Annotated in this window: 12 protein-coding genes; all 12 read right to left on the reverse strand. The window is 65.9% G+C overall.

Annotation, left to right across the window (positions count from 1 at the left end; all coding sequences use genetic code 11):
* Positions 1-18: 18 nt before the first annotated feature.
* The 12 genes from OXS31_RS05660 to nuoC all read right to left on the reverse strand — a co-directional run bounded on the left by OXS31_RS05660 (position 19) and on the right by nuoC (position 15,979).
* The gene (locus OXS31_RS05660) at positions 19-2,052 is read right to left on the reverse strand and encodes a M13 family metallopeptidase (RefSeq protein WP_267398290.1); all 2,034 of its coding nucleotides are present in this window, start codon (positions 2,050-2,052) and stop codon (positions 19-21) included.
* A gap of 150 nt (positions 2,053-2,202) precedes the next feature.
* Positions 2,203-3,654 (reverse strand): NADH-quinone oxidoreductase subunit NuoN, encoded by a 1,452-nt coding sequence (gene nuoN, locus OXS31_RS05665; protein WP_027599801.1) that lies wholly within the window; start codon positions 3,652-3,654, stop codon positions 2,203-2,205.
* Positions 3,655-3,661: 7 nt separating this feature from the next.
* Entirely contained in the window at positions 3,662-5,194 is a 1,533-nt protein-coding gene (gene nuoM, locus OXS31_RS05670) for an NADH-quinone oxidoreductase subunit M (protein WP_007158896.1), read from the reverse strand.
* Positions 5,195-5,221: 27 nt separating this feature from the next.
* On the reverse strand, positions 5,222-7,069 hold the full coding sequence (nuoL, locus tag OXS31_RS05675; protein ID WP_027599800.1) for an NADH-quinone oxidoreductase subunit L: 1,848 nt from the start codon (positions 7,067-7,069) through the stop codon (positions 5,222-5,224).
* Positions 7,066-7,374 carry an NADH-quinone oxidoreductase subunit NuoK gene (nuoK, locus tag OXS31_RS05680; RefSeq protein ID WP_007158894.1) on the reverse strand — a complete coding sequence of 103 codons (309 nt, stop codon included), beginning with the start codon at positions 7,372-7,374 and terminating at the stop codon, positions 7,066-7,068. Before nuoK ends, nuoL begins: the two co-directional genes overlap by 4 nt.
* A gap of 25 nt (positions 7,375-7,399) precedes the next feature.
* Complete coding sequence (gene nuoJ / locus OXS31_RS05685; RefSeq protein WP_027599799.1) at positions 7,400-7,912, reverse strand: NADH-quinone oxidoreductase subunit J; 513 nt, start codon at positions 7,910-7,912, stop codon at positions 7,400-7,402.
* Between the two features lie 9 nt (positions 7,913-7,921).
* Positions 7,922-8,470: an NADH-quinone oxidoreductase subunit NuoI gene (gene nuoI, locus OXS31_RS05690; RefSeq protein WP_007158892.1), complete on the reverse strand. Its 549-nt coding sequence runs from the start codon at positions 8,468-8,470 to the stop codon at positions 7,922-7,924.
* A gap of 10 nt (positions 8,471-8,480) precedes the next feature.
* Positions 8,481-9,491, reverse strand: coding sequence for an NADH-quinone oxidoreductase subunit NuoH (nuoH, locus tag OXS31_RS05695; protein ID WP_267398293.1), 1,011 nt, complete (start codon positions 9,489-9,491; stop codon positions 8,481-8,483).
* A complete protein-coding gene (gene nuoG / locus OXS31_RS05700) occupies positions 9,488-12,205 on the reverse strand; it encodes an NADH-quinone oxidoreductase subunit NuoG (RefSeq protein WP_115945389.1) in 2,718 nt (905 codons plus the stop codon). The genes nuoH and nuoG overlap by 4 nt, the downstream gene beginning before the upstream one ends.
* 140 nt (positions 12,206-12,345) lie before the next feature.
* A complete protein-coding gene (gene nuoF, locus OXS31_RS05705) occupies positions 12,346-13,695 on the reverse strand; it encodes an NADH-quinone oxidoreductase subunit NuoF (protein ID WP_017642309.1) in 1,350 nt (449 codons plus the stop codon).
* Positions 13,692-14,192 (reverse strand): NADH-quinone oxidoreductase subunit NuoE, encoded by a 501-nt coding sequence (gene nuoE / locus OXS31_RS05710; protein WP_007158888.1) that lies wholly within the window; start codon positions 14,190-14,192, stop codon positions 13,692-13,694. Before nuoE ends, nuoF begins: the two co-directional genes overlap by 4 nt.
* A 2-nt stretch (positions 14,193-14,194) precedes the next feature.
* Positions 14,195-15,979, reverse strand: coding sequence for an NADH-quinone oxidoreductase subunit C/D (nuoC, locus tag OXS31_RS05715; protein ID WP_017642311.1), 1,785 nt, complete (start codon positions 15,977-15,979; stop codon positions 14,195-14,197).
* Positions 15,980-15,986: the final 7 nt, after the last annotated feature.

A 15,986-nucleotide genomic window follows, 5' to 3' on the forward strand; every position in this document is an offset into this window, starting at 1 on the left:
ACCGACGCCCCCGGTCCGTCACCAGATTTCCACGCGCTGCTCGTCCGGCCGGACCATGGCATCGCCCGCCTTGCAGCTGAAGGCCTGGGCGAAGGCCGGCATGTTGGACGGCGCGCCGATGGCACGGAATCTCATGGGCGCATGGGGATCGGTGTTGAGGAACAGGCGCGCCTGCTCTTCACGGATCGAGCCCCGCCAGACCCGCGCCCAGTTGAGGAAGAAGCGCTGGTCCTGGGTATAGCCGTCGATCTTCCGGGCAGCCTCTTCCGGCTTCTTCGCCAGGGCCAGTTGCAGGGCGTCATAGGCGGCATTGATGCCGCCTAGGTCGCCGATATTCTCGCCCAGGGTGAGCTTGCCGTTGACGTGCAGCTCCGGATGGTCCGGCAGCGGCCGATAACCGTCGAATTGCTGCACCAGCTTGCCGGTGCGGGCCTCGAAGGCCTTGCGGTCGGCTGGGGTCCACCAGTCGACCTGGTTGCCGGCACCGTCGAACTTGCTGCCCTGGTCGTCGAAGCCATGGCTGGCCTCGTGGCCGATCACCGCGCCGATGCCGCCGTAGTTGATGGCGTCGTCACCGTCCGGATAGAAAAAGGGCGGCTGCAGGATGGCCGCGGGGAAGTTGATGGTGTTGTCGGTGGGGCTGTAGTAGGCGTTGACCGTCTGCGGATACATGCCCCATTCCTTGCGGTCGGTGGGCTTGCCGATCTTGTCCAGGTCATGCCGGTAGTTGAAGCGCGAGGCGGCTTCCAGGTTGGCATAGAATCCCTGGGGCTGGAGGGTCAGGCCGCTCCAGTCACGCCAGCGCTCCGGATAGCCGATCTTGGGCAGGAAGCTGTCCCACTTGGCCAGCGCCTTCTGCTTGGTCTCCGGGCTCATCCAGTCGAGCTGCTCGATGCGCGCCTTGAGCGCCAGCATCACGTTGTCCACCAGTTCCTGGGCGCGGGCCTTGGCCTGGGGCGAGAAATGCTCCTGCACATAGAGCTGGCCGAGACCTTCGCCCATGGCGCCGTTGACCGCGCGCAGCACCCGCTTCCAGCGCTCGCTCTGCTGCTGCTGGCCGCTCAGGGTCTTCTGGTTGAAGTCGAAGCTCTCCTGCTGGAAGGGTCGGGACAGCAGCGGCGCGGCGTCGTCGATCACATGGGCACGCAGATAGGCCTGCCACTGCTCGACGGGGGTCTCCGCCAGCATCCTGTCGAATTCGGCGAAGAAGCCCGGCTGGGACAGCGAAAAGCCCTGCTGGCCGGTGACGCCCTGGCTGGCGAAGAAGGCCTGCCAGTCGAAGTGCGGCGTCACCTGGTTGGCCTCGGCGAAGCTCAGGTAGTGATACTGGTTTTCCGGATTGCGCAGCTCCACCGGCTTGACCGAGGCGCGCGCCAGGCGACTTTCGAAGGCCAGCACCAGTTCGGCCTGGGCGGCGGCCCTGGCCTTGGGTACGCCGGTCAGGACCAGTAGCCGGGCGATGTGGCCCAGATAGGCCTGGCGCAGCTTGGCGTAGTCGGCTTCGGTGTAGTAATCGGGTGTCGGCAGGCCCAGGCCGCCCTGGTAGGCATAGGCGATCTGCTGCTTGGCATTCTGGTAGTCGGCGCCGGAGCCGAAGGAGAACACCTGCATGTCGCCGCGGGCGAAGCTCTGTTGCAGGTACTTCACGACATCGGCCGTGGTGCGCAATCCGTCGATGGCCGCCAGTTGCGCCTGGATCGGGCGATAGCCGGCGCGCTCGATGGCGGCCTCGTCCATGCCCGAGCGATACAGCCAGCCGATCTTCTGTTCCACCGAGCCCGCTGCCGCGCGATCGGCCGTGCGGGCGGCACGCCGCAGGATGGCGTGCTGGTCGTTGAGCGATTTCTCCCCCAGGGCCATGAAGGAACCCCAGCGCGACTTGTCCGGCGGGATCGGATTGGCGGCGACCCACTTCTGGTTGACGAAGGTGTCGAGGTCGCTGCAGGCGGTGGCGGGGTCACCCAGTTCGGTGACGTCGAAGACAGGGGCGGCGAAGGCCTGGCCGCCGAGCAGCAGGCCGATGGCGAGGGTGAGAGGTTTCAACGCAGGCATGGGAGAAAGGGGTCTCCAGGAAAGGACAGGAAAAGCAGGGTAGGGCGCCGAGGGTAGCGGTCGGGGCGCGACCCTGCCAAGGGCGGGTCTCTTGCGGACCCCAGAAACGACGATCCCCGCCGAAGCGGGGATCGTGGGCGACGTCCTGGATCAGAACACCGTCAGCTGCGCCAGTTGCAGCAGCGGCTGCGGATAGACGCCGAGGACGAAGGTCGCGATAGAAATGGCGATCAGCATCACGCCACCGGCGCGCTGACCCCAGTTCATCGGCGCATCGTGGCGCTGCAGGCCCTGCTCGGTCAGGTACAGGGTGACCATCACGCGCAGGTAATAGAACAGGCCGATGGCGCTGCCCAGCACGATGGCCGCGGTCTGCCACCACATGCCCGCTTCCACGCCCACGGTGATGACGTAGAACTTGCCGATGAAACCGGCGGTGAGCGGGATGCCGGCCAGGGACAGCATCATCACCGTCAGCGCCGCGGTCAGGTACGGACGGCGCCAGAACAGGCCGCGGTACTCGAACAGGGCATCGGCGTCACGCTGGCCGTTGCTCGGGCTGGACATCAGGGTGATCACGCCGAACGCGCCCAGGCTGGTGAAGACATAGGTCACCAGGTAGACCGCCACGGCTTCCATCGACAGGCCTTCGCCCGAGGCCACTGCCACCAGCAGGTAGCCGAAGTGGGAGATGGAGGAGTAACCCAGCAGACGCTTGAGGTTGCTCTGCATCAGCGCCAGCAGGTTGCCCACCAGCATGGAGGCGATGGCGATGAAGGCGATGGCATCGTGCAGCCAGCCGTCCTCGGTGGCCATGGGCATGGTCTGGAACACCCGTACCAGCACGGCGAACACGGCGACCTTGCTGGCGGTGGCCAGGAAGGCGCCGACCGGTGCCGGGGCACCCTCGTAGACGTCCGGGGTCCAGAGGTGGAAGGGCACCAGGGACAGCTTGAAGCCGAGACCGACGATCAGCATGCCGAGGCCGATTTCCATCAGCAGGCCGGTGCTGGCCGGGGCGTCCATCTGCATGCCGATGTCGGCGAAGTTGAGGCTGCCGGACTGGGCGTAGAGCAGGGCCATGCCGAACAGCAGGATGGCCGAACCGGCGGCGGACAGCACCAGGTACTTCATGCCGGCTTCCAGGGAGCGGCGATTGAAGTAGCTGTAGGCCACCAGGCCGTAGACCGGTACCGACAGCAGTTCCAGGCCGATGAACAGACCGGCGACGTTCTGCGCCGCCACCAGCACCAGACCGCCGGTGGCGGAGATCAGCAGCAGCAGGTACAGCTCTTCGCGGTTGCCCGGATAGCCTTCCATGTAGGCATGCGACAGGGTCATGCAGGCCAGGGTGGCGATCAGGATCAGCGCCATGTAGAAGCAGGTGAAGCCGTCGATGCGCAGCAGCGGGGTGACGTCGATGGCGCCGACGCCCAGGGCCGGGATGCAGGACAGCAGGGCCAGGTTGAGACCGATCACGCCTAGGGTCGGGATGATGGTGTGATCCCGCCGCCAGGCGATGCCCAGCATCACCACCACGGCGGTGAAGCCGGTGATGATGATCGGCAGGAGGGCGATGAAGTGTTCGTAGGTAAAGGTCATGGCGCTCTTACCGGGCGGAAACGAGAGAGGAGAAGGCTTCGCCGAGCCACTGCTGGACACCGGCCATGCTCGCGGCCGAGGTATCCAGCACCGGCTGCGGATAGACGCCGAGCAGCACCAGCAGCACGCCAAGCAACAGCAGCATCGACAGTTCCCGTGCGTTCAGACCCGGCAGGGCGCCTTCGGCCTTGGCCGGACCGAAGTAGGCGCGGTGGATCATGATCAGCGAGTAGACCGAGGCGAACACCAGGCCGAAGGTGGCGATGACGGTGATCATCGGCACCACCGGGAAGGCGCCCAGCAGGATCAGGAATTCGCCGACGAAGTTGCCGGTACCCGGCAGACCCAGCGAAGCCGAGGCGAAGAACAGACTCAGGGCGGGCAGGTAGGGCACCCGCGCCCAGAGCCCGCCCATCTGGCGCATGTCACGGGTGTGCATGCGCTCATAGAGCTGGCCGCAGAGGATGAACAGGCCGGCGGCGGAGAGGCCGTGGGCGATCATCTGGACCACCACGCCCTGCAGCGCCTGGGGGCTGCCGGAGTAGATGCCGATCAGCACGAAGCCCATGTGCGAGACGCTGGAGTAGGCCACCAGGCGCTTGATGTCGGTCTGGGCGAACGACAGGATGGCGCCGTAGAAGATGCCGATGATGCCCAGCCACATGGCGATCGGCGCGAATTCCGCCGAGGCGTTGGGGAACAGCGGAATGGCGAAGCGCAGCAGGCCGTAGGCGGCGGTCTTGAGCAGGATGCCGGCGAGGTCGACGGAACCGGCGGTCGGCGCCTGGGCGTGGGCATCCGGCAGCCAGGAGTGCACCGGCACCACCGGCAGCTTCACCGCGAAGGCGATGAAGAAGCCCAGCATCAGCAGGTATTCCAGCTTGGGATCCAGTTGCAGCTGCAGCAGGTCTTCGTAGTCGAAGGTCAGGACGCCGGTCGCACCGTAGTTCACCAGCACCAGGGCGATGATCGCCACTAGCATGATCAGACCGCTGGCCTGGGTGAAGATGAAGAACTTGGTGGCGGCGGTGATGCGGCTCTTCTTGCCGTCCGCGGAGCTATGGCCCCACAGCGCGATCAGGAAGTACATCGGCACCAGCATCATTTCCCAGAAGAAGAAGAACAGGAACAGGTCCAGCGCCAGGAACACCCCCACCACGCCGCCGATGATCCACAGCAGGTTGAGGTGGAAGAAGCCGACGTGGCGCTGCACTTCGCGCCAGGAGCAGGTCACCGCCAGCACACCGAGCAGGCCGGTGAGCAGGATCATCAGCAGCGACAGGCCGTCGAGACCGAAGTGCAGGCTGATGCCGAAGCGCGGAATCCAGTTCATCTGGAATTCCGCGGTCCAGGCGGTTTCGGCGCCAGGGGCCGGAGCCAGGCTGTAGTCGCCGTGGGCCCACAGCCACAGGCCGAGCACCAGCTCCAGCAGCATGGTGAACAGAGCGATCCAGCGGGGCACCAGCGGGCCGGTCTTTTCCGTGAGGAAGCAGAGCAGGCCGCCGATGAAGGGGATCAGGATTAGCCAGGGCAGAAGCATGACGTGTACTTATCCTTAGTCAGGGGGTCAGGCCAGCAGCAGCGCGCCGAGCAGCAGCACGGCGCCTCCCACGATGGAAGCCGCGTACCAGCGCAGACGGCCGTTCTCGGTGATGCTCAGTGCCAGGTTGCCACCGCGCGCCAGCATCGGGATCAGGCCGATGGCCTGGTCGATGGGATCGCGGCGCAGCAGGCGGGCCAGCAGCAGGTACGGCTTGACGAAGATCAGGTCGTACAGCCAGTCGAAGCCCCAGGCGTGATACCACCAGGTCCCGAAGAAGCGACCCGGTGCGCTCTTGGCCAGGCCGTTCACGAAGGAACGCTTGCCGAGGAAGAGCAGGGCGGCCAGCAGGATACCGGCAATGGCGATGGCCCCCGAGGTGATCTCCAGCGAGTGCTTGGCTTCGCCACCGGCATGGCCGATGGATTCCGGCAGCACACCGGCCAGCGGCGGCACGATCATCGCGCCGACAAAGGTCGAGAGCACCAGCAGCACCGCCAGCGGCAGGTTGTGGGCGATGCCGTGGCCGGCATGGGCCTCGGTGTGCGCCTGGCCGTGGAAGGTGATGAAGATCAGGCGGAAGGTGTAGATCGAGGTCAGGAAGGCACCGGCCAGGCCTGCATAGAGCAGGTAGGTGTGGCCGCTGGCCATGGCTTCCCAGAGGATCTCGTCCTTGGAGTAGAAGCCGGCGGTGACCAGCGGCAGCGCCGCCAGGGCCGAACCACCCACCACGAAGCTGGCGTAGGCCAGGGGAATCTTCTTCCACAGGCCGCCCATCTTGAAGATGTTCTGCTCGTGGTGGCAGGCCAGGATCACCGAACCCGAGGCGAGGAACAGCAGCGCCTTGAAGAAGGCGTGGATCATCAGGTGGAAAATCGCCGGTTGCCAGGCGCCGACACCCAGGGCCAGGAACATGTAGCCGATCTGGCTCATGGTCGAATAGGCCAGGATGCGCTTGATGTCGGTCTGCACCAGGGCGGCGAAGCCAGCCAGCACCAGGGTCACGGCACCGACGATGCCGACCAGGTGCAGGATCTCCGGGGCCAGCAGGAACAGGCCATGGGTCCGGGCGATCAGGTAGACGCCCGCGGTCACCATGGTCGCCGCGTGGATCAGGGCGGAGACCGGGGTGGGACCGGCCATGGCGTCCGCCAGCCAGGTCTGCAGCGGCAGCTGGGCCGACTTGCCGACGGCGCCGCCGAGCAATGCCAGGGTGGCCAGCACGATCAGCGGATCGCCGCTGGCGAAGACGTCGGGCGCCTTCTGCAGCAGCTCCTGGATGTCCAGGGTGCCCAGGGTCATGAACAGGATGAACAGACCGAAGGCCATGAAGACGTCACCGACACGGGTGACGATGAAGGCCTTCAGCGCCGCGTTGCCGTTGGCGCGCTCGCTGTAGTAGAAGCCGATCAGCAGATAGCTGCACAGGCCCACGCCTTCCCAACCGAAATACAGCAGCAGCAGGTTGTCGCCGAGAACCAGCAGCAACATGCTGAAGATGAACAGGTTGGTGTAGGCGAAGAAGCGCGAGTAGCCCTCTTCACCGCGCATGTACCAGGAGGCGAACAGGTGGATCAGGAAGCCGACGCCGGTAACCACGCCGAGCATGGTCAGCGACAGGCCGTCCAGGTAGAGCGCCATGTTGGGCGCGAAGCCCTCCACGTTCATCCACTGCCAGAGGACGAGGGTCAGGTGACCGTCGGCGGGCGGCGCGACGTGGAAGTTCCAGCCGACCCAGGCGGCGACCAGCGCCGCCAGGCCCACCGAACCCACGCCGATCAGCGCGGAGAGATTCTCCGACAGCCGACCGCGGGAAAAGGCCAGCAGGAAGTAGCCGACCAGGGGAAAGGCGAAGGTGAGGGGTAGCAGGTTCATCCGTGCATCTCGCTGGCGGCATCGACGTCGAGGGTGTGGAAGCGGCGATAGAGCTGCAGCAGGATCGCCAGGCCGATACTGGCCTCGGCGGCGGCCAGGCTCAGCACCAGGATGAACATCACCTGGCCGTCGGGGGCGCCCCAACGGCTACCCGCGACCACGAAGGCCAGGGCGGCGGCGTTCATCATGATTTCCAGACTCATGAGCACGAAGAGGATGTTGCGGCGGACCATCAGGCCCACCAGGCCAAGGGCGAACAGGGCGCCGGCGAGGGCCAGGCCGTGTTCCAGAGGTATGGCGTTCATTGGCTGTTCTCCAGTCCTTGGCGACTCACTCGCCGATCCCGTCTTTGACGTCGCTGCGACCCAGGTGATAGGCCGCGACCAGGGCACCCAGCAACAGCATGGAAGCCAGTTCGACCGCCAGCAGATAGGGTCCGAACAGGCTGATGCCCACGGCCTTGGCTTCCACCGAGGTGTGGCCAATGGCGGCGCCGCCCGGGGTGCGCGACAGCACCACCAGCAGTTCCACCAGCAGCGCACCGGCGAGGATCGACGGACCGATCCAGACCTTGGGGGTCAGCCACTTGCGCTCCTGCTCGGCGACGACTGGCCCGAGGTTGAGCATCATCACCACGAAGACGAACAGCACCATGATGGCGCCGGCGTAGACGATGATCTCCAGGGCCCCGGCGAAAGGTGCGCCCAGGGCGAAGAACACCATGGACACGGCCAGTAGCGAGATGATCAGGTACAGCAGCGCATGCACCGGATTGGTGTTGGTGATCACCCGGAAGGTGGCTAGGACGGCCACCCCAGCGGAGAAATAGAAGGCGAATTCCACGACAGCTCCTTAGGGCAGCAGGCTCTTCACGTTGATCGGCTCTGCCTCGCTCTGCGCGGCACCCTTGGGCTTGCCCGCGATGGCCATGCCGGCCACGCGGTAGAAGTTGTATTCCGGATACTTGCCCGGACCCGAGATCAGCAGGTCCTGCTTCTCGTACACCAGCTCTTGGCGCTTGAACTCGGACATCTCGAAATCCGGGGTCAGCTGGATAGCGGTGGTGGGGCAGGCCTCCTCGCACATGCCGCAGAAGATGCAGCGCGAGAAGTTGATGCGGAAGAACTCGGGGTACCAGCGACCGTCTTCGGCTTCGGTCTTCTGCAGCGAGATGCAGCCGACCGGGCAGGCCACGGCGCACAGGTTGCACGCCACGCAGCGCTCCTGGCCGTCGGGGTCACGGGTGAGCACGATGCGGCCGCGGTAGCGCGGCGGCAGGTACACGGGTTCCTCGGGGTATTGCAGGGTGTCGCGCTTGCGGAAGGCGTGGCCGAAGACCATCACCACGCTGCGCAACTGGGTGTAGGTGCCATGCAGGACGTGCAGGATTTCCTTGATCATGACGGATACCTCACTGGCCGATGGCCGGCGTGGCGCTATAGAGCACCACCGCGCCGGTCACCAGCAGGTTGATCAGGGTCAGGGGCAGGCAGAACTTCCAGCTGAAGGCCATTACCTGGTCGTAGCGCGGACGCGGAAGGGACGCGCGCAACAGGATGAAGATCATGATGAAGAAGGCGGTCTTCAGGGCGAACCAGACAAAGGACAGCCAGGGCAGGGTATCCAGGAAGGGCCCGTGCCAGCCGCCAAAGAACAGGGTCACCAGCAGCGCCGAGATCAGCACGATGCCGATGTACTCACCGACGAAGAACATGCCCCACTTCATGCCCGCGTATTCAATGTGGTAACCGTCGGCGAGCTCCTGCTCGGCTTCCGGCTGATCGAAGGGGTGACGGTGGGTGACGGCGATGCCGGCGATGAAGAAGGTGCAGAAGCCGAAGAACTGGGGAATGATGAACCACCAGCCCTGGTGCTGCGCCTCGACGATGTCCCTCATGTTGAAGGAGCCGGTCACCGCGACGATGCCCATTACCGACAGACCCATGAACACCTCGTAGGAGAGGGTCTGGGCCGAGGCGCGCATGGCGCCCAGCAGCGAGAACTTATTGTTGCTCGCCCAGCCGGCGAAGAGCACCGCATAGACGTTGACGCCGGCCATGGCAAAGAAGAACAACAGGCCGATGTTCAGGTCCGCCACGCCCCAGGTGGGGGTGATCGGGATGACCGAGAAGGCCACCAGCAGCGAGCCCATGGCGATCACCGGTGCCAGGGCGAAGATCATCTTGTCGGCGAACGGGGGCGTCCAGTCCTCCTTGAAGAACATCTTCAGCATGTCGGCGCCCAGCTGGAAGGCGCCGAAGGGACCGACCCGGTTGGGACCGTGGCGGTCCTGCCAGAGACCCAGCAGGCGCCGTTCGACGAAGCTCAGCAGCGCCCCGCAGATGACCACCGCCAGCAGGATGACGATGGCCTTGAGGACGCCGATCACCACGGCGATGAGGGTGGGGGTGAGCCAGGTCATGCCGCGGCCTCCTGCAGTCCTTCCACGGTGAGGCCGGCGAAGTCCACCGGAATCCCTTCGAAGCCGGCGGGCAGACCGACCAGGCCGGCGGACAGCTCGGGCTTGATCTGCAGAGGCAGGCGCAATTCCTGACCGGCGACCTGCAGGCGCAGCAGGGCACCTTCGTTGACGCCCAGGCGGTCGGCATCGGCCTTGGCCAGCGCCACGTAGGCGGCCGGGATGCGCTCACGCACCGGCTCGGCGCGCGAAGAGGTCTCTTCGCTGCCGAACAGGTGGTACAGCGGCACGGCCTGGAAGCCGGACGCGGTACCGCGCACGGCGGCGGCCGGGACGGCGAACCAGTTCAGGCGATCGCCCTGGGGCTCGATCAGGCGCACGCCCGGATCGCCGGCGCGCAGATGACCACCGACCTCGTCCTGGAACTTGTTCCAGGCCTGGGGCGAGTTCCAGCCCGGGGACCAGGCGAAGGGGATCTGCTGACGCGGCTCGGCGCTGCCGGCATAGCCTTCCATGGAGAAGGCGAAGGCGGTGTCGGCGTCCTGGGGCGCGCGCGGCTCGTGCACGCTGAGGTTGGCGCGCATGGAGGTGCGGCCGCTGTAGCGGTGCGGTTCGCGGGCGAGCTTGAGGCCCTTCACCCGGAAGCTGGCGTTGGGCGCGGCGTCGCGGATGCCGTCCAGTTGCGGCGCGGCAGTGGCCACGGCGTCGGTGACATGATCCAGCTGGGTCCAGTCCACCGGACGGTTGTCCAGGGTGTTGCGCAGGGCGTGCAGCCAGCGCCAGCCTTCGCGGACCAGGCTGGAGGGATCGTAGTAGCTCGGCTCATAGACCTGGAAGAAGCGCTGGGCGCGACCTTCCTGGCTGACCAGGGTACCGTCGCCTTCGGCGAAGCTCGCCGCCGGCAGCACCAGATCGGCGCGCTGGGCGGTGGCGGTGCGCTGGTGATCCAGCACCACCAGCACCTGGGCGCGGGCCAGGGCCTGATCCACCTGCTGGGCAGGGGCGCGGCGATAGAGGTCGTTCTCCAGCACCACCAGGGCATCGGCCTGGCCGTTTTCCAGGGCCGCGAAGGCGTCTTCGACGGACTCGCCGCCATAGAGCGCCAGACCCAGGCTATTGGCTTCGGGCACCACCAGACTCAGGGAGCCGGCCTTGCCCTTGGCGGCCAGAGCCTTGGCCAGGTTGGCGGCGGCTTCGATCAGCGCCGGTTCACCCAGGGAGGTACCGGATACCACCAGTGGACGTTCGGCCGCCAGCAGGGTCTCGGCCAGCAGACGCGCCTGCTCGGCGACTTCGTCGCTCAGGCCGTCGACGGCCGGGGCGCTGGCGTCGATGGCATGGGCCACGGCATGGCCGAAACGGGCCAGTTCCAGCGGCGAGCCATGCAGACGGGCGTCGGCGACGTCGTCCAGGCGGGTGGCGGCGACGCTGGCGATGAACAGCGGATTGCGCTCGCTCTGGCCGATATTCTGCACGGCCGCGTTGAGCCAGGGCTGGATCTTCTGCGCCGCGGCCATGGCCTCGGGCTTGCCCTTGACGGACTGCCGCAGGGACAGCGCCAGGCGGGCCGCGGTCTGGGTCAGGTCCTCGCCGAGGACGAAGACGGCGTCGTGCTTTTCCATGGCGCGCAGTGTCGGGACGGGCAGGGGGCTGTCCTTGAGCACCTGCAGCACCAGGCGCACATTGGCCAGGTCACGGGCGCTCATGCCGCTGTAGAAGTTCTCGGCGCCGACCAGTTCGCGCAGGGCGTGGTTGCTTTCCAGGCTGGCACGCGGCGAGCCGATGCCGATCACCTTCTTGCCGCGCAGCAGCAGGGCGGCGCGATCCAGGGCGGCATCGATCCCGGTTTCCAGGCTGCCATCTTTCAGCAGGGCCTGGCGCGGACGATCCTTGCGATTGACATAGCCATAGCCGAAGCGGCCACGGTCGCAGAGGAAATACTGGTTCACCGAACCGTTGAAGCGGTTCTCGATGCGGCGCAGTTCGCCATAGCGCTCGCCGGGGCTGATGTTGCAGCCCGACGAGCAGCCATGGCAGATGCTCGGGGCGAACTGCATGTCCCACTTGCGGTTGTAGCGCTCGGAGTGGGTCTTGTCGGTGAACACCCCGGTGGGGCAGACCTCGGTCAGGTTGCCGGAGAATTCGCTCTCCAGGGCACCGTCCTCGACGCGGCCGAAATAGACGTTGTCGTGGGCGCCATAGACGCCCAGGTCGGTACCGCCGGCGTAGTCCTTGTAGTAGCGCACGCAGCGATAGCAGGCGATGCAGCGGTTCATCTCGTGAGCGACGAACGGGCCGAGGTCCTGGTTCTGGTGAGTACGCTTGGTGAAGCGATAGCGGCGCTTGTTGTGGCCGGTCATCACCGTCATGTCCTGCAGGTGGCAATGGCCGCCTTCTTCGCAGACCGGACAGTCGTGGGGATGGTTGGTCATCAGCCATTCGATGACCGAGCTGCGGAATTCCTTGGCTTCAGCGTCTTCGATGGAGATGTAGGTCTTGTCGCTGGACGGGGTCATGCAGGACATGACCAGGCGCCCGCGGGTGTCGTTCTCGTCGGCGAACTGCTTCACCGCGCACTGGCGGCAGGCGCCGACGCTGCCCAGCGCCGGGTGCCAGCAGAAATAGGGGATGTCGAGCCCCAGGGACAGGCAGGCTTCGAGGAGGTTGTCCGCCCCGTCGACCTCGTACGTCTTGCCGTCTACGTGGATAGTGGCCATAGGGTTTTCTTCTCACCCGCGCAGGGCGGGTCTGGCTAATGGGAAAACGTTCGCGCCGCCCTGGCGATCGCCAGAGGCAGCGCCGGCCGGAGCGGGTCCGGCCAGAAAGCGATGGAAGCGGCCCCCGCGGGGGCCGATCCTCAGGTCACGCTCGCCGAAGCAGTCGGTCGCGGCTCGCTGGGCGCCTTGCGCACACCGGCCTCGAACTCTTCGCGGAAATACTTGATGGCACTACCCAGGGGCTCGACGGCACCCGGTGCGTGGGCACAGAACGTCTTGCCCGGGCCGAGGAAGTTGACCAGCTGCAGCAGGGTGTCCAGATCGCCCTGCTGCCCCTCGCCCTTCTCCAGGCTGCGCAGGAGCTTGACGCTCCAGGGCAGGCCGTCGCGGCAGGGGGTGCACCAGCCGCAGGATTCCCGGGCGAAGAATTCTTCCATGTTGCGCAGCAGCGAGACCATGTTGACGCTGTCGTCCACGGCCAGGGCCAGACCGGTACCCATGCGGGTGCCGACCTTGCCGATGCCGCCGGCGTACATCTGCGCCGAGAGGTGCTCGGGCAGCAGGAAGCCGGTACCGGCGCCACCGGGCTGCCAGCACTTGAGCTTGAAGCCGTCGCGCATGCCGCCGGCGTAGTCCTCGAACAGCTCCTGGGCGGTGATGCCGAAGGGCAATTCCCAGACGCCAGGGTTCTTCACCTTGCCGGAGAAGCCCATGAGCTTGGTGCCCATGTCTTCGCTGCCTTCGCGAGCCAGGCTCTTGTACCAGTCGACGCCGCCCGCGACGATGCCCGGCACGTTGCACAGGGTCTCGACGTTGTTGACGCAGGTCGGCTTGCCCCAGACGCCGACGGCGGCGGGGAAGGGCGGCTTGGAGCGCGGGTTGGCGCGGCGGCCTTCCAGGGAGTTGATCAGCGCGGTCTCTTCGCCACAGATGTAGCGACCGGCGCCGGTGTGGACGAACAGCTCGAAGTCGAAGCCGCTACCGAGGATGTTCTTGCCCAGCAGGCCGGCCGCCTTGGCTTCCTCCACCGCGCGCCGCAGGTTGGCGGCGGCGTCGACGTATTCGCCGCGCAGGAAGATGTAGCCGCGATAGGCCTTGAGCGCCCGGGCACTGATCAGCATGCCTTCCACCAGCAGGTGCGGCAGCTGCTCCATGAGCAGGCGGTCCTTCCAGGTGTTGGGTTCCATCTCGTCCGCGTTGCACAGCAGGTAGCGGATATCGAGGGATTCGTCCTTGGGCATCAGGCCCCACTTCACGCCGGTGGGGAAACCCGCGCCGCCGCGGCCCTTGAGGCCGGAGTCCTTGACTTCCTGGACGATGGCATCGGGGGCCAGCTCGGTCAGCGCCTTGCGCGCCGCGGCATAGCCGTCCTTCGCCTGGTATTCCTCCAGCCAGACCGGAGCGCCGTCTTCACGCAGGCGCCAGGTCAGGGGGTGGGTCTCGGGGGTACGGGCGATGCTGTTGGCAGGCCCGAAGGAGGTCAGTCTCATGCGTATCCCTCCAGCAGTTTGGCCACGCCCGCGGGTTGGACATCGCCATGGGTGTCGTCGTCGATCATCAGCGCCGGGGCCTTGTCGCAATTGCCCAGGCAGCAGACCGGCAGCAGGGTGAAGCGGCTGTCGGCGGTGGTCTGGCCCAGGCCGATGCCCAGCTGGCGCTGGATCTCGCCGACCACGGATTCGTGGCCGCCGATGTAGCAGGTCATGCTGTCGCACACCCGGATGATGTGGCGGCCGACCGGTACGCGAAAGATCTGGCTGTAGAAGGTGGCCACGCCCTCGACGTCGCTGGCGGGAATGCCCAGCACTTCGCCGATGGCGTAGATGGCGCCGTCCGGCACCCAGCCACGTTCCTTCTGGACGATCTTCAGGGCCTCGATGGACGCCGCGCGCGGGTCCTCGTAGTGGTGCATCTCGTGCTCGATGGCCGAGCGCTCGGTTTCGCTCAGGACGAAACGGTCGGTTTGGATCAGGGTTTCGGTGCTCATGCTCAGCGGTCCACGTCGGCCATGACGAAGTCGATACTGCCCAGGTAGGCAATCAGGTCGGACACCATGCTGCCGCGGATGACGGCCGGGATCTGCTGCAGGTGCGGGAAGCTCGGCGTCCGGATGCGGGTGCGGTAGCTCATGGTGCTGCCATCGCTCGTCAGGTAATAGCTGTTGGCGCCCTTGGTCGCCTCGATCATCTGGAAGGCTTCGCCGGCCGGCATCACCGGACCCCAGGACACTTGCAGGAAGTGGGTGATCAGGGTCTCGATGTGCTGCAGGGTGCGCTCCTTGGGCGGCGGCGTGGTCAGCGGGTGATCCGCCTTGTACGGGCCTTCGGGCATGTGCTGCAGGCACTGCTCGATGATGCGCAGGCTCTGGCGCATCTCCTCGACGCGCAGCATGCCGCGGTCGTAGCAGTCGCCGTTGTGGGCGATGGGCACTTCGAATTCGAAGTTCTCGTAACCGGAGTAGGGGCGGGCCTTGCGCAGGTCGAAGTCCAGACCGGTCGCGCGCAGGTTGGGACCGGTGACGCCCCACTCGAGGGCTTCCTTGGTGTTGTAGACGGCGACGTTCTTGGTCCGGCCGATGAGGATGCTGTTCTTCATCGCGGCCTTTTCGTACTCGTCCAGACGCTTGGGCATCCAATCGAGGAATTCGCGGACCAGCTTGTCCCAGCCACGTGGCAGGTCATGGGCGACGCCGCCGATGCGGAACCAGGCGGGGTGCATGCGGAAGCCGGTGATGGCTTCGATCACCTTGTAGGCGCGCTGACGGTCGGTGAAGGTAAAGAACACCGGGGTCATGGCACCGACGTCCTGGATATAGGTACCCAGGTACAGCAGGTGACTGTTGATGCGGAAGAACTCGGCCATCATCACGCGGATGAAGTCGACCCGCGACGGCACCTTGATGCCGGCGAGCTTTTCCACCGAGAGGACGTAGGGCAGGTTGTTCATCACCCCACCCAGGTAGTCGATCCGGTCGGTGTAGGGGATGTAGCTGTGCCAGGACTGGCGCTCGGCCATCTTCTCGGCGCCGCGGTGGTGGTAGCCGATCTCCGGCACGCAGTCGACGATCTCTTCGCCGTCCAGCTGCAGGATGATGCGGAAGGCACCGTGGGCGGAGGGGTGGTTCGGACCCAGGTTGAGGAACATGAAGTCGGAATTCTCCGCATGCTCCTTCATGCCCCATTCCTCGGGCTTGAATCTCAGGGTTTCCTGTTCGAGATCCTGCTTGGCGGCGTTCAGCGCATAGGGATCGAACTCGGTCGCGCGCGCCGGATAGTCCTTGCGCAGCGGATGACCCTGCCAGTTGTCGGCCATCAGCATGCGCTTGGGCAGCGGGTGTCCGTCGAAGTGGATGCCGTACATGTCCAGCACTTCCCGCTCGTACCAGTTGGCGTTGGGGAAGATGCCGGTGGCGGTGGGCAGGCGCAGGTCGTTGGCGGACAGGGCCACCTTGAGCATCACATCGCTGTTACGGTCTATGGACAGCAGGTGGTAGAAAACGGTGAAGTCCGCGTTGGGCAAGCCGCGGCGGTGGGTCCGCAGCCGCTCGTCCACGCCATGCAGGTCATAGAGCATGACGTAGGGGCGGGGCAGATTGCGCAGGAAGCGCAGTACTTCGATGATTCGTTCGCGTGCCACCCAGATCACCGGCATGCCGGTACGGGTGTCTTGCAGGGTCAGGGCGTCGGCGCCGAATTGGCCCTGGAGTTCGCCAACCACCGACGCTTCGCCGGCAGGGGCGAGCGCAGAGGCGGACAGAGCGGTGTCTGCGGTCATGATGTTC

Source organism: Pseudomonas sp. GM_Psu_1 (assembly GCF_026544185.1).
Taxonomy (GTDB): domain Bacteria; phylum Pseudomonadota; class Gammaproteobacteria; order Pseudomonadales; family Pseudomonadaceae; genus Chryseomonas; species Chryseomonas oryzihabitans.

Bases quoted from the DNA above. Each gene is read 5' to 3' on its own strand.
- nuoI (WP_007158892.1), bottom strand. From the start codon at position 8,470: ATGATCAAGGAAATCCTGCACGTCCTGCATGGCACCTACACCCAGTTG.
- nuoG (WP_115945389.1), bottom strand. From the start codon at position 12,205: ATGGCCACTATCCACGTAGACGGCAAGACGTACGAGGTCGACGGGGCG.
- nuoL (WP_027599800.1), bottom strand. From the start codon at position 7,069: ATGAACCTGCTACCCCTCACCTTCGCCTTTCCCCTGGTCGGCTACTTC.
- nuoM (WP_007158896.1), bottom strand. From the start codon at position 5,194: ATGCTTCTGCCCTGGCTAATCCTGATCCCCTTCATCGGCGGCCTGCTC.
- nuoK (WP_007158894.1), bottom strand. From the start codon at position 7,374: ATGAACGCCATACCTCTGGAACACGGCCTGGCCCTCGCCGGCGCCCTG.
- nuoE (WP_007158888.1), bottom strand. From the start codon at position 14,192: ATGAGCACCGAAACCCTGATCCAAACCGACCGTTTCGTCCTGAGCGAA.
- OXS31_RS05660 (WP_267398290.1), bottom strand. From the start codon at position 2,052: ATGCCTGCGTTGAAACCTCTCACCCTCGCCATCGGCCTGCTGCTCGGC.
- nuoH (WP_267398293.1), bottom strand. From the start codon at position 9,491: ATGACCTGGCTCACCCCCACCCTCATCGCCGTGGTGATCGGCGTCCTC.
- nuoN (WP_027599801.1), bottom strand. From the start codon at position 3,654: ATGACCTTTACCTACGAACACTTCATCGCCCTCCTGCCGATCATCATC.
- nuoC (WP_017642311.1), bottom strand. From the start codon at position 15,979: ATGACCGCAGACACCGCTCTGTCCGCCTCTGCGCTCGCCCCTGCCGGC.
- nuoF (WP_017642309.1), bottom strand. From the start codon at position 13,695: ATGAGACTGACCTCCTTCGGGCCTGCCAACAGCATCGCCCGTACCCCC.